The sequence below is a fragment of the Flavobacterium endophyticum genome (assembly GCF_003634455.1).
Taxonomy (GTDB): Bacteria; Bacteroidota; Bacteroidia; order Flavobacteriales; family Flavobacteriaceae; genus Flavobacterium; species Flavobacterium endophyticum.
In genome coordinates, this window is sequence record NZ_RBLC01000001.1 from 1,227,645 (window position 1) to 1,241,255 (window position 13,611).

The window sequence follows — 13,611 nt, forward strand, 5'->3', positions numbered from 1 at the left end:
ATTTTTGTAAGAATCAAAAAACATTTTAATGAAAAAAGTACTCGTCACGATGATTGCAGCATCTGCCCTCATTTCCTGCAAGGAAGAAACAAAAGAAGAAGCTATAGTGCTTAAATATCCTGTAACCAAGCAAGTTGACACAGTCAACACTTATTTCGGAACCGAAGTAAAAGACCCATACCGCTGGCTCGAAGACGACAAGTCTGCCGAGACTGCCGCTTGGGTAAAAGCTGAAAACGAAGTTACCTTCGGCTATTTGGAAAAAATTCCTTTCAGGAAAGAGATGAAAGACCGTCTCGAAAAACTTTGGAATTATGAGAAGGTTTCTGCCCCTACGCAGGAAGGAGATTACACCTATTATTTCAAGAACAACGGATTGCAAAACCAGTCGGTGATGTACCGAAAAGACAAAAGCGGCAAGGAAGAAGTCTTTCTTGACCCAAATACTTTTTCTTCTGACGGGACTACGTCACTGTCTTCTGTAGAATTCTCAAAAGACGGTTCTTTAGTAGCCTATTCAATCTCAGAAGCAGGAAGCGACTGGAACAAGATCATCATTTTAGATGCCGCTAGCAAGAAAAAACTAGAAGCTGAATTGGTAGACGTAAAATTCAGCGGTATTGCCTGGATCGGCAACGAAGGATTCTACTACTCCAGCTACGACAAGCCAAAAGGAAGCCAGCTTTCTGCCAAAACCGACCAACACAAATTGTATTTCCACAAATTGGGCACGGCGCAAAAAGAAGACAAAGTTATCTTCGGCTTGAATGAAAAAAGAAGATATGTAGGCGCCAGCGTTACAGAAGACGATAAATATCTTGTCATTTCGGCTTCGACTTCAACTTCTGGAAACGAATTGTATTTCAAAGACCTTAGCGTTCCGAACAGCAAGATCGTAAACGTGGTTGATAATTTTGACAGCGACAACTATATCTTAGACAACGTAGGCACAAAATTATATATCGTGACTAACCTGAATGCTCCAAACCAAAGAGTAGTGACTGTGGATGCGGCCAACCCGAAACCAGCGAACTGGAAAGACTTTATTGCAGAAACAGAAAACGTACTTTCGGTTTCGACAGGTTCTGGATTCATCTTTGCCAACTATATGAAAGATGCCGTTTCTCAAGTAAAACAGTATGATTATGAGGGAAAAATGTTGCGTGAGATCAAATTGCCAGGCATCGGTTCTGCCGGAGGTTTTGGCGGTAAGAGAGAAGACAAAGAATTGTACTACTCGTTCACAAACTATACGACTCCTGGAACTATCTATGCTTTTGAGCCAAAAGCAGGAGTATCATCTGTATACGAAAAGCCAAAAGTAGATTTCAACTCTGCCGATTACGAAAGCAAGCAGGTATTCTACACGTCAAAAGACGGCACAAAGGTACCGATGATCATCACGCACAAAAAAGGCTTGAAGCTTGACGGAAAGAATCCAACGATCCTTTACGGATATGGCGGTTTTAACGTAAGCCTTACACCAGCTTTCAGCATCAGCAATGCAGTTTGGATGGAACAAGGAGGCGTTTACGCGGTTCCGAACCTTCGCGGCGGCGGTGAATACGGCAAAAAATGGCACGACGGCGGCACGCAGCTGAAAAAGCAAAACGTGTTCGACGATTTTATCGCGGCGGCAGAATACTTAATCGCACAGAAATATACTTCGTCTGACTTCTTGGCTATCCGTGGAGGCTCTAACGGAGGACTTCTAGTAGGAGCCACCATGACACAGCGTCCAGACTTGATGAAAGTAGCGCTTCCGGCAGTGGGCGTTCTAGACATGCTTCGCTACCATACGTTTACTGCAGGTGCAGGATGGGCGTATGATTACGGAACGGCAGAAGATTCTAAAGAAATGTTCGACTACCTGAAAAAATATTCTCCAGTACACAACGTAAAAGAAGGCACAAGCTATCCGGCAACCTTAATCACTACTGGCGACCATGACGACAGGGTGGTTCCGGCACACAGCTTTAAGTTTGCGGCAGAATTACAGGCAAAACAAAAAGGCAACAATCCAGTATTAATCCGCATTGAAACTAATGCAGGACATGGTGCAGGAAAACCAGTTTCTAAGACTATCGAAGAAGCAGCAGACATCCTATCGTTTACCCTATACAACATGGGAATCCGAGAGTTTAAAAAATAAGCTGCCCAATTTATCGCATAAAAAAAGCATCCAATTATGGATGCTTTTTTCGTCTTAAAGGGTTTCAAAATTTATTTCAACTTAACTTCTACTATTTCACCGTCGGTTTTTACTTCTACAAATTTCTCCAAACGTTCTTCGTGATTTTGGGTATAATACCTCTTTTCATAATGATCTGCTTGGGTACCATAACTGCCATAGCTGGTTCCGGTATGCTCGTTGTAAGAACCTGTACTGCTCCAGCTCATATTGCCGGTCAGGAAATATTTCCCAGGTTTCATATCCGGAAACGTAAACTTTCCGACGCTGTTGGATATGGCTTCGAGTCTGTATCGGAAAGCTGCATCCGACATATAAACATAGCGCCTCTTTCTTAAGTTTTCCTTACTGTTTCGCAACTTATACCATGCTTCAAAATAGGGTGTTACAGGAAACAACATAATCTTCATGTTATCGGCATAGATTCTCGGCGCCAAAGGTGCCGTTTTTGTAAAGGCAACTCCTGTAATTTTTCCTTTTCCCAAAGCCAAGGCTTTTTTAGCTTGTATGGAATCAAAAACCGCTTCTGGATAAAGGGTCGTGATTTTTTCTTCTTCTTTCTCTACATATTGCGCCCGAAGATTTTGTCCAAGGCATAGCATAAAGATTACGAAATATAGAAACTTAAAATTCATAACATTAGGGTTTTTTAATTTACACTTGTTTTATAAAAAAAAGACTTCCGTATTAAGGAAATCAATCCTTTACTTCGGAAGATAAAATTACTAACCTTAGGCTATTTTGTAGAAGATATTGGATTTTATTATTGAAAATTACCTGATATCAGGTATAGGAAGCAGGCTTTGGCCTCTGTTACTTTTGTATTTAAATTGTTGAAAATTAATACTATTTAAAAAAATAGATAACTTTGAAAAGAAAAATAACAGCTTAATTCTCTTATTATGAAAAAAGCATTACTACTTGCAGTCTCTCTTTTTGGCATCCAGCTATATGCTCAATGCTGGCAGACCGTTAGTGCTGGCAGCTCTCATACTACCACAATAGCTTCTAACGGCACAATCTGGGCATGGGGCAGCAACTATTATGGTGAAATAGGCGACGGTACAAATACCGAGAGAAATGTTCCGACAGCCTCTGGAAACACCTCCGGCTGGCAATCAATTATTGCTGGAGGAATGATGACTTTTGCAATCAAAACCGATGGAACCTTATGGGCGGCGGGGATGAATACTGCTGGACAACTAGGAGACGGAACGATGACAAACAGAAACACCCTGACACAAATAGGAACTGACACTAATTGGAAAACGGTCTCAACCCACAAATCTACCGACCTCACCCATACTCTCGCCATTAAAAACAACGGTACTTTATGGGCATGGGGCGAAAATACGGAAGGTCAGTTAGGCGACGGTACCAATATCAACAAGACAATACCAACCATAATCGGCTCCGAAAGCAATTGGCAATCCGTTTCGGCTGGATATAAAAGTACGGCAGCAATTAAGACCAATGGAACATTATGGACTTGGGGTGCTAACAATTATGGCGTATTAGGAGATGGTTCAACAGGCAGTAATAGAAATACTCCTGCGCAAGTAGGCAATGATACCGATTGGCGGATGGTTTCTGTGAGCAATTCTTTTATGTTAGCGATTAAAAACAACGGAACATTATGGGCGGCCGGATATAACGTGGTTGGACAATTAGGAGACGGAACTTATAATAATAGAAATACGATAATACAAATCGGAACCGACACCAACTGGATAGCTGTTAGTGCTGGAGGAAGTCATTCTTTAGCACTAAAAGGCGATGGCACTTTATGGGCTTGGGGCAACAAAATACACGGACAATTAGGAATGGGAGCGCCCGCTGAGCATTCTAATATTATTACACCTACACAAGTCGGAACTGATACAAATTGGAAAATCGTATCGGCAGGATCCCGACATTCCTTAGCACAAAAAATAGATGGCAGTCTTTGGTCATGGGGTGCGAACGAATACGGTCAGCAAGGAAATGGAGCATTGACAGCAGTTCCTACTACGATACCGACACCGGTAAGCTGCAATTTCTTATCCGCTACCGAAAAGGAAATTAAACCCGACATTAGTATCTATCCAAACCCAACAAAAGACAAAATAAATTTATCTTCAATCGGAGTTATCTCTGATGTGGCACTATTTAATTTGCTCGGACAACAGGTGCTTTTCCAAAAGGTCAATTCGACCGAAAATCAAATCGACATGACGGCTTTATCGAGCGGAACTTATTTGGTAAAAGTGTATGCCGACAATCAAGTAAAAACTTTAAAAGTAGTCAAGGAATAGCAACTCGATTCTCACGATATTATAAAAGCCACCCAAAAAGGTGGCTTTTTATGTTTTAGGTAAAAGACTGTCTATTTCAGCGAAAGCTTCTGCAGCAGTTCTTCCGAAATATCATCGATATACATTCCGTAAGAAGTAACTAAAATACCTTTTACACCATCTTTCGATTCGATGCCATAAACCGTAGATTCTTCATCGGGATTGGTATCGCCTTCGTAGCGGTAGATTTCGGTAATCTCAAAATCGTCGGTGTGGTATTTGCTCGAATTGGCACTCAAGAAGCTGCCTTCTATATTAAAATCGACCATAAACCCTGCATCACGGAGCTGTTTTATGGCCTCAAGGACTGTAGCGTATTTGTATTTAGCACTCATTGGAAAAAAGTTTTGGTTGTGTTCTTAAAGTTAAGAAAAATATCGATGCCTAGAATCAATACAGCAAATAAGTCGCGCCAATAGAACCATAAAAATAATTTTCTATCCTGTCATTACGCAGTTCCTTGCTTCGGAATACAAACAGATAATGAAGATTCCAATGGTCTTTTCGGTATCGAAAACCTGCCTCGCCATTAAAGCGGAGCGGTACGAGATCAAACGTAACTGGACTGTTGTCATTGAAAAGTTTCCCTTGTATTGTAGCATCATAAACTTGGAGATTCAAGCTTGGGTTGATGTAAAAATAAAACTCCGACTGTTCTTTATATTTCGCTTTGTCGGAATTTAGCGAAGCACCGTACAATCCCGAATCATAAATAGGAAGCAACTTCTTTTTGAAGCTGATTCGTGCCAACGGTCCTACAGAAATTCCAGTAAAGACCGTCCCTAGATTGGCTTCGCCTTGTATATGAAAATCAATTTTATTAGCTGGCTTCGTGCCTAACTTTTTAGAATAGAACAGGCCTCCTTGTACAGCAATTCCATTATGGATTTGGTAGTTCCATCCTTGTACATCTTTATACCCAAAAGCTTTATGGAATAATTTCTGAAAACCTTCTGCTTGCGAATTCGGACCGATAACGCCCAACTGCGTGCTGAATTTTAATACAGATTCGCTTTGATAGAATTTTGCAAATCCGGCTTCGGCAAAAAGATAGCCCGCAAACGGACGGTCGTGTTTTGAAATCGAAGCGGCTTCGACGGTGTGCGGATTGTAAATGTATTGCCCGATTCGGAACTCGGTAGTTCTTTTATTTATCTTGGGATTTTCATTCGCATTCAGGTATCGGTAGAAAATTTCGATTCCGTTGGTATAATATTGATCGTTGACGGTAGATGTGAACAAATCATTATCAATAACAAGACCTATTTCCCCAGAATGCTCTTGCGCAAAAAGCGGCAGCGTAAAAAACAGGAACAAAAACAGGGGGAATTTTTGGCGCATAATCAATAGTCTAATTTGACATAGTTCATGTGCTTCATGATCCTGCCTTTTCTTCTTTCTGTATACGATGAAGAATTGGTGGCTTTAAATTTTCGTGGGTTGGGAAGAATGGCGGCGATTCCGGCAGCTTCTCTTTTTGATACCTGCGAAGCATCTTTTCGGTACCAATGCTGCGACGCAGCCTGTACGCCATAAACGCCATCGCCCATTTCAATGCTGTTGAGATATACTTCCATGATACGCTCTTTGCCCCAGAAGATTTCAATTAATACAGTAAAATAAGCTTCGAGCCCTTTTCTCAAATAGCTTCTTCCTTGCCAGAGGAAAACATTTTTTGCGGTCTGTTGTGAGATGGTGCTTCCGCCTTTCAATTTTCTTCCTTTGGAATTGTTTTTATAGGCTTTCTGCAATGCTTTGAAATCAAAACCATTATGACTTAAGAATGTTCCGTCTTCACTGGCAATTACGGCTTTTTGGTAGTTTATGGAAATATCTTCAAGCGGCACCCAGTCGTGACTGCAAGTCATTTCCTTTCCAGCTTGTTTTTGCTCTAGGGCACGAATGGCCATCAAAGGCGTGAATGGAACAGGTACAAATTTGAAAAGAATGACAAAAAAGATGGAAATTCCGAAGAACCAAAGCGCGCATTTCCACAAAAACCTGAATATTTTTTTCAACATAGTCTAAAAAAGAATCTTATAAATTTTAAATTATTCTGTAGCAAGATCAGCCAATTCTTGTCCGATCAAGCTTCCGATGGCCACACCCATTCCGCCAAGTCGCACGCCACAACTCACATGCTGCGACAGTTTTTCGACAATCGGTTTTTTGCTGGAACCCATTCCCATAATGCCGCTCCAGCGATGTTCGATCTTGAAATCACGGTCAGGCAAAATTACTTCTTTTAAAATTTCTTCGAGTTTATTTTGTATTAAATCTGTCTGTCCGAATTCGGAAGTCGTTTCTCCTTCAATATCAAGGTTTCTCGCACCGCCAAACAAGATTCGGTCGCCAAAGTTTCGAAAATAATAATAACCTCTGTCGATGTGGAAGGTTCCTTTTATGTCCAGATTCGGAATCGGTTCTGTAATCAGCACTTGCGCTCTGGCAGGTTTTACGGCACCTTGGGTTAGTTTTTTGGCAAATCCGTTGGTCGCAAACAGCAGCTTTTTTGTTCGGAAATCAAAATCGTCGGTACTGACTTGCACACCTTCTGAAGTTTCATGATAGGCTGTCACATTTTGCTTATTCAGGACAAGAATACCCGCTGCAATAGCTTGTTTTAGTAGCGCCTCCATCATATTTCCGGTATCAATCTGACCTTCAAACGGATTAAAAATCAGGTATTCTTCTATACCACCGAAATTGAATCGGTCGATTTCTTTGGCAAAAACATCGGCTTTGAAAAGCGGTTTGAGCACGTCGTTTATAAAAGGAATCTTTTGAAGGCATTCATTGTAATGACTTTCGGAATTTTTGAGAAAAAGTTCATAACCGCCATATAATTTGTAGTCGATGGCTGCATCGCCTAAACGTTTTCTGAGAAGCTGCAGTCCTTGCCAGCGTTTCTGGATCAGTTGGATGACTTCTTCTTCGGAATGGTTGCGAAGGTCGTCAATGATTTCGGAAATACTTCCGAAACAAGCAAACCCGGCATTCTTGGTACTCGCTCCTTGAGGCAGAAATCCTTTTTCTAAGACCAGTATTTTGCTGTCAGGAAATTTCTCGCGCAGTCGTAAAGCAGCGTGCAGGCCTACGATGCCACTTCCAACAATAGTAAAGTCTACGTTTGAAAACCAGTTTTTCAGCTCCCAGTAGCTTAAATTCGCTTTCATTTCCTTGGTTTTTAAGGATAGTATTTCGTCTAGACAGCTATGCTTCTTCTTGACCGTCTTTTGGTCCGGTTCTTTTCTTTAGGTAATTGATTACGAGCGGAACGGTTGTTATGGCAACGATGCCTAAGACGATGAATTCGATGTGCGCTTTCAGGTCGATTCCAAATTTGGTAAGGAAGAGATCGTAAAGATAATGTCCTGCAAAGATGAGCGTAAATGCCCATAGGAATGAACTGACAATGTTATAGAACATGAATTTCTTTTTTTCCATTGACACGATTCCTGCCACGATCGGTGCAAAAGTCCTGATAATAGGAACGAAACGCGCAAAGATGATGGCACGTCCGCCATGCTTTTCAAAAAAGATTCTAGATTCGATCAAATATTTTTTCTTGAACCAGAAAGTGTCTTTTTTGTTATAAAGATAATAGCCGCTTTTAGAGCCGAACCAATACCCAAAAGTATTGCCGATAATTCCTGCTGCCGCAATCATGGTTGACAAAACGACTAGGTTTATAAAATCACTTTCAATAGTAAAAAGCGTCGAAGTCAGCTCAGTACTGTAAATTCCTGCAAGAAACAGCAAGCTGTCGCCTGGAAGGAAGAACCCTGCAAAAAGTCCCGTTTCAGCAAATACGATAAACAAGACAACGTAGATTCCAATCGGAACGCCGCTGACTTTTAGGTTGATATAAAATTCAGGATTCAATAATTGCGTCCATTCAAAGCTTTCCATGGTTATGCTATTTCTTGTGTTATTGTTTCTGGCTCAGATTCCCATTTGTCTACAGCAGTTGTTGCCAATGCATTGCCCAGCACGTTTGTCATGCTTCTTGCCATATCGCAGAAATGGTCAATTGGCAAAATCAAGGCGATTCCTTCTGGCGGAATTCCAAACATGGCACAGGTTGCTACAACAACGATCAACGAGGCACGAGGCACGCCTGCAACTCCTTTACTTGTCAGCATCAGTACTAAAAGCATCGTTAGTTGTTCTCCTAGAGACATATCCACTCCGTAGACTTGAGCGATAAAAATACTGGCGAAAGTCATATACATCATGCTTCCGTCAAGGTTGAAGGAATAGCCTAAAGGCAGCGTAAAAGAAACGATCTTGCTTTTGCAGCCGAAACGCTCTAATTCTTCCACTAATTTTGGAAAAACGGCTTCGCTGGAAGTAGTAGAAAAAGCAATAAGCAAAGGGCTTTTGATTCTCTTAAGCAATGTCCAAAGTCGGTTGCCAAGGATAAAATAGCCGACCAAAAGAAGCAATGCCCAAAGGACTAAAATTCCGATAGCAAAATCGACCAAATACTTGGCATATAGGCTGAAAATTTCAAAACCATAATTTGCAACGGCAGCGGCAACAGCGCCAAAAACTCCTAACGGAGCTACCCACATGATGTAGGTTACCATTTTTAGGATGACATGCGAAACAATGTCGAGCGACTTGATAATCGGATTACCGAGCTTGCCCATAGACGAAAGCGCAACTCCAAAAAGAATCGCGAAGATTACGATTTGCAATATTTCGTTGGTCGCCATGGCCTCGATGACACTCTTTGGCACGACATGGGTAACGAATTGTTCCAAAGAAAAAGACTTGGTGTTTTTTAGCAGATCGTCAGCTGTAGAAAGGTCATCCATTTTTATTGAAGTTCCTTTGCCAGGCTTCAGCCAGTTTACAAGCACTAAACCTACAGATAACGACACTAATGATGCGGTGATAAACCATGCCATGGCTTTGGCTCCTACTCTTCCGACCATTTTCATATCGCCCATTTTAGCAATTCCAACCACTAAAGTCGAAAATACCAAGGGAGCAATAATCATCTGGACGAGCCTGATAAAAATCGTTCCTAGAAGTTTTATATTTTTTGCAAAGTCTGCTTTTTCTTCTGGATATTGATAATGGACATAAGCGCCCAAAGCAACTCCGAGAACCAAAGCAATGATGATTGCTGCAAATAGTCTATTGTTGTTTTTCAAACCGTAATTATTTTAGTTCGTGAAAATAGTTATATTTTTTGACTCCTATTTGAATAGTGAATAAAATCTTAATTTTTTAGAGCACAAAAGCTTCCTACGCGACTAAAATCTCATTATTTTCAATTATAAATAATTCAACAATAACAATACTTTACAGTTATATTTATATCTTTTTAATCTTTTTTTTGATTAAAAATCACAATATAAATAAAATTATCATACATTTGATATAACCAAATTTAACCAACCTACTAATTTATGAAACACGCTCTACTATCAGTAGCCTTCTTGGCTATGACTGGTTTTTCGTTCGCACAGAATGGAAAATCACTCTGGAAAGCATCAGCTCCAAAAAGCGATCTTGCCATTTTTGAAAACCGGATGCCACTTCCCACAAAAAATTTATTTGAACTGGATTTGTCTTCTTTAAAAAACCAACTGACAAAGGCACCGCTTCGAAACAGTTACAAACAGGCTTCAAATGTTATTATCGCTATTCCAACAGCCGACGGTGCATCAGAGCGATTCCGAATCTACGATCTGCCTATCATGGATCCGGAACTGGCAGCACGCTATCCAGAAATTAAATCCTATGCAGGACAAGGAATCGATGACCCGACTGCGACAATCTATTTCAGCGTATCGCCGCTTGGATTTCAAGGAATGAAATTAGTGGCAGACAAACCAGCTGAATTTATCGAGCCGTATTCCAAAGACCTCAGCACTTACTCAGTCTACAAGAGAACGGACAAGAGAATGGCTTTCACCAAATTTGAATGTGAAGTCATGGATCATGTAAAAGGCCAGATGAATTCTGACCTCGCGTTACGTCCTAATGCAGACGATAGCACATTGAGGACTTATAGGCTGGCCATGTCTGTTACCGGAGAATACACGGCGTATCATGGAGGCACCAAAGCTCTCGCTCTAGCCGCTATCAATAATACCATGACACGTGTCAACGGCGTATTTGAAAAAGATTTCGGAGTCCGAATGGTACTTATTTCCAATACAGACGCGGTAATCTATACCAACGCTTCGACCGATCCTTATGGCAGCACCGATGCCAATTACAATTCGCAACTACAGTCTACCTTGACGAGCGTAATCGGAAACGCGAATTACGATATCGGGCACTTGATGTCAGCCATCGGGAATAATGGAAACGCAGGCTGTATCGGCTGTGTATGCGCTTCAGGGAAAGGCAGCGGCTTTACAACAAGCACAGTTCCAATTGGCGATAATTTCGATATCGACTTTGTGGCCCACGAAATGGGACATCAGTTTGGAGCTAACCATACGTTTACTTTCAGCAATGAGGGAACTGGCGTACAAAACGAGCCTGGAAGCGGAACCACAATCATGGGATATGCTGGGATTACAGGCGCTACAGACGTGCAGCCTCATAGCGACCCGTTCTTTCATGCCGTAAGCATCCAACAGGTGACCAATTATGTAAAAACAACTTCTTGCCAGACCAATACGGCAACCGGAAATGCGGTACCAACAGCCAATGCAGGAGCAGATTATACCGTTCCAAAAGGAACTCCTTTCTTATTGACTGGTTCTGGAACGGATGCCAACGGCGATACTTTGACGTATTGCTGGGAGCAGATGAACTCAGGAACTTCAAGTACTACGTACCCGAGCGCGACAGCCACTTCGGGACCAGCTTTCCGCTCTTTTGTACCTTCAACATCAGGCACACGCTATTTTCCAAGACTAGAAACCATTAAAACTGGCGCGACAACTTGGCAATGGGAAGCCGTTCCAAACGTAGCAAGAACTCTAAATTTCAGATTAACAGTTAGAGACAACAGAGCGGGCGGTCCTGCAAACAATAGCGACGATATGATTGTTACCGTAAACGGAACAGCAGGGCCTTTTGTCCTTACAGCGCCAAACACAGCCGTATCTTGGGCATCTGGAACCTCCCAAACCGTGACATGGAACGTCGCAGGAACAACTGCAAATGGCGTAAATGCAGCAAACGTGGACATCTTGCTATCGACCGATGGCGGAAACACCTACCCTATCACTTTGTTAGCAGGAACTCCAAATGACGGAACTCAGGCTATTACCGTTCCGAATAATCCTGGCACGCAAAATAGAATCATGGTCAAAGGATCCAACCATATCTTCTTTGACATTTCCAATACCAATTTTACAATTACTACCGGATCGGGAGATGTAACAGCCCCGACAGCGCCTACAAGCTTAGCCGCTTCTGGAACGACTCAGACAGGAACCAACTTGTCTTGGACAGCTTCTACCGATAATGTTGCCGTTACAGGTTATGAGGTATACCAAAACGGCGTACTGAAAACTACCGTAACTACAACGACCTATGCCGTAACTGGATTGACGCCATCTACAGCTTATACTTTTTATGTAAAAGCTAAAGATGCGGCTGGCAACTTATCAGCTTCTAGCAACACGGTAAATGTGACTACTTTGGCTGGAACCGCAACCTATTGTGCTTCAAAAGGAAATAGCGTTGCTGACGAATACATTGGAAGAGTACAGTTAGGAACCATCAACAATGCTTCGACAGGAGGAACAGGTTATTCTGACTTTACATCTATTTCTACCAATTTGAGCAAAGGAACAGCCTATACAATTACCGTAACGCCAACTTGGACGGGAACAACTTACGCGGAAGGTGTTGCTGTTTGGATTGACTATAATGGCGACAGCGATTTTGACGATACAGGAGAATTAGCCTGGAGCAGAGCTGCTTCTACAGCAACTCCAGCAAGCGGTTCGTTTACGGTTCCAGCAACAGCTGCAACAGGCGCAACGCGAATGAGAGTTTCTTTGAAATACAATGCAGTACCAACTGCGTGTGAGGCTTTCTCTTATGGAGAAGTAGAAGATTATACCGTAAACATTCAGGCTGGATCTGCCGATACTACAGCTCCAACAGTACCTACAAGTTTAGTGGCTTCGGGAACTACACAGACAGCCACGAACTTATCTTGGACAGCTTCAACCGACAATGTTGCCGTCACTGGATATGAAGTCTATCAAGATGGTGTTTTAAGAACTACCGTAACCACAACATCCTATGCCGTAACTGGATTGACAGCAGCAACTACATACACTTTTTCTGTAAAAGCAAAAGACGCGGCAGGAAACAGTTCGGCTTCAAGCAATAGCGTGAACGTAACTACCTTATCGACTTCGGTTTCGTATTGCGCTTCGCAAGGAAACAGCGTAGCTGACGAAAAAATCGGGCGCGTGCAATTCGGAACCATCGACAATACGTCGACTGGAGGAACGGGATATACTGATTTCACTTCGATTTCTACTAATGCGACCAGAGGAATTTCGTATACGATTACCATCACGCCATCATGGACAAGTTCTGTTTACAGCGAAGGGTATTCTGTTTGGATTGATTACAACAAAGATGGCGATTTCACCGATGCTGGAGAACAAGTTTGGACAAAAACGGCTTCGACAACAACACCTGTGAGCGGCAGCTTTACAATTCCTGCTAGTGCCACTTTAGGTGCAACCCGCATGAGAGTTTCTATGAAATACAATGCCGTGCCGACTGCCTGTGAAGCCTTTTCGTATGGCCAAGTAGAAGATTATACGGTAAACATCGTGTCTACAGGAAGAGAAGAAAGCATCGCACAGGCGGAGATCAAATTATATCCAAATCCTGCTTCTTCGGTCATTAACCTAACTTCGGTTTCTGAAAAAGCGAGCTTCAGAATCGTAAATATGTTAGGACAAGAAGTCATGAGAGGAAAAATCCAAGATGGAACCATCGCTGTTTCTTCTTTGACTGACGGAAATTATATTGTTGAGATTAATGATAACGAAAACGTGACTGTAAAACGTTTCATCAAAAAGTAATTCATTTTTCATTTTAGCAAAAGGCCGTCTTTTCAGACGGCCTTTTTTATTGAAA

General features: G+C 41.9%; 10 protein-coding genes. 3 read left to right on the forward strand and 7 right to left on the reverse strand.

Annotated elements, in window-relative coordinates:
* Nucleotides 1-28 precede the first annotated feature (28 nt).
* Nucleotides 29-2,152: a prolyl oligopeptidase family serine peptidase gene (locus CLV94_RS05700; RefSeq protein ID WP_121375457.1), complete on the forward strand. Its 2,124-nt coding sequence runs from the start codon at nt 29-31 to the stop codon at nt 2,150-2,152.
* 71 nt (nt 2,153-2,223) lie between these two features.
* Here the strand turns inward: CLV94_RS05700 and CLV94_RS05705 are convergent, their stop codons facing one another.
* Complete coding sequence (locus tag CLV94_RS05705; RefSeq protein WP_121375458.1) at nt 2,224-2,826, reverse strand: hypothetical protein; 603 nt, start codon at nt 2,824-2,826, stop codon at nt 2,224-2,226.
* Between the two features lie 267 nt (nt 2,827-3,093).
* Here CLV94_RS05705 and CLV94_RS05710 point away from each other — a divergent pair, with 267 nt between their 5' ends.
* Nucleotides 3,094-4,485, forward strand: a complete 1,392-nt coding sequence (locus tag CLV94_RS05710; protein ID WP_121375459.1) for an RCC1 domain-containing protein — start codon at nt 3,094-3,096, stop codon at nt 4,483-4,485.
* A 71-nt stretch (nt 4,486-4,556) separates the two neighbouring features.
* Here the strand turns inward: CLV94_RS05710 and CLV94_RS05715 are convergent, their stop codons facing one another.
* Genes CLV94_RS05715 through CLV94_RS05740 form a run of 6 tightly spaced genes read right to left on the reverse strand, consistent with a single transcriptional unit; the run spans nt 4,557 to nt 9,689 of the window.
* Nucleotides 4,557-4,859, reverse strand: coding sequence for a hypothetical protein (locus tag CLV94_RS05715; RefSeq protein ID WP_121375460.1), 303 nt, complete (start codon nt 4,857-4,859; stop codon nt 4,557-4,559).
* 55 nt (nt 4,860-4,914) lie between these two features.
* Nucleotides 4,915-5,865 (reverse strand): lipid A deacylase LpxR family protein, encoded by a 951-nt coding sequence (locus CLV94_RS05720; protein ID WP_121375461.1) that lies wholly within the window; start codon nt 5,863-5,865, stop codon nt 4,915-4,917.
* Nucleotides 5,866-5,867: 2 nt separating this feature from the next.
* Entirely contained in the window at nt 5,868-6,545 is a 678-nt protein-coding gene (mtgA, locus tag CLV94_RS05725; RefSeq protein ID WP_121375462.1) for a monofunctional biosynthetic peptidoglycan transglycosylase, read from the reverse strand.
* Between the two features lie 30 nt (nt 6,546-6,575).
* Complete coding sequence (locus CLV94_RS05730) at nt 6,576-7,700, reverse strand: NAD(P)/FAD-dependent oxidoreductase (protein ID WP_121375463.1); 1,125 nt, start codon at nt 7,698-7,700, stop codon at nt 6,576-6,578.
* Between the two features lie 37 nt (nt 7,701-7,737).
* Complete coding sequence (locus tag CLV94_RS05735; protein ID WP_121375464.1) at nt 7,738-8,436, reverse strand: DedA family protein; 699 nt, start codon at nt 8,434-8,436, stop codon at nt 7,738-7,740.
* Nucleotides 8,437-8,438: 2 nt separating this feature from the next.
* Complete coding sequence (locus tag CLV94_RS05740) at nt 8,439-9,689, reverse strand: dicarboxylate/amino acid:cation symporter (RefSeq protein ID WP_121375465.1); 1,251 nt, start codon at nt 9,687-9,689, stop codon at nt 8,439-8,441.
* 258 nt (nt 9,690-9,947) lie between these two features.
* On the opposite strand from CLV94_RS05740, the gene CLV94_RS05745 reads away from it, so the two are divergent.
* Nucleotides 9,948-13,556, forward strand: a complete 3,609-nt coding sequence (locus CLV94_RS05745; protein WP_121375466.1) for a reprolysin-like metallopeptidase — start codon at nt 9,948-9,950, stop codon at nt 13,554-13,556.
* Nucleotides 13,557-13,611 lie beyond the last annotated feature (55 nt).

Excerpts from the sequence above, each read along its gene's own strand:
- CLV94_RS05700 (WP_121375457.1), top strand. The coding sequence starts at position 29 with ATGAAAAAAGTACTCGTCACGATGATTGCAGCATCTGCCCTCATTTCC.
- CLV94_RS05705 (WP_121375458.1), bottom strand. The coding sequence starts at position 2,826 with ATGAATTTTAAGTTTCTATATTTCGTAATCTTTATGCTATGCCTTGGA.
- CLV94_RS05710 (WP_121375459.1), top strand. The coding sequence starts at position 3,094 with ATGAAAAAAGCATTACTACTTGCAGTCTCTCTTTTTGGCATCCAGCTA.
- CLV94_RS05715 (WP_121375460.1), bottom strand. The coding sequence starts at position 4,859 with ATGAGTGCTAAATACAAATACGCTACAGTCCTTGAGGCCATAAAACAG.
- CLV94_RS05720 (WP_121375461.1), bottom strand. The coding sequence starts at position 5,865 with ATGCGCCAAAAATTCCCCCTGTTTTTGTTCCTGTTTTTTACGCTGCCG.
- mtgA (WP_121375462.1), bottom strand. The coding sequence starts at position 6,545 with ATGTTGAAAAAAATATTCAGGTTTTTGTGGAAATGCGCGCTTTGGTTC.
- CLV94_RS05730 (WP_121375463.1), bottom strand. The coding sequence starts at position 7,700 with ATGAAAGCGAATTTAAGCTACTGGGAGCTGAAAAACTGGTTTTCAAAC.
- CLV94_RS05735 (WP_121375464.1), bottom strand. The coding sequence starts at position 8,436 with ATGGAAAGCTTTGAATGGACGCAATTATTGAATCCTGAATTTTATATC.
- CLV94_RS05745 (WP_121375466.1), top strand. The coding sequence starts at position 9,948 with ATGAAACACGCTCTACTATCAGTAGCCTTCTTGGCTATGACTGGTTTT.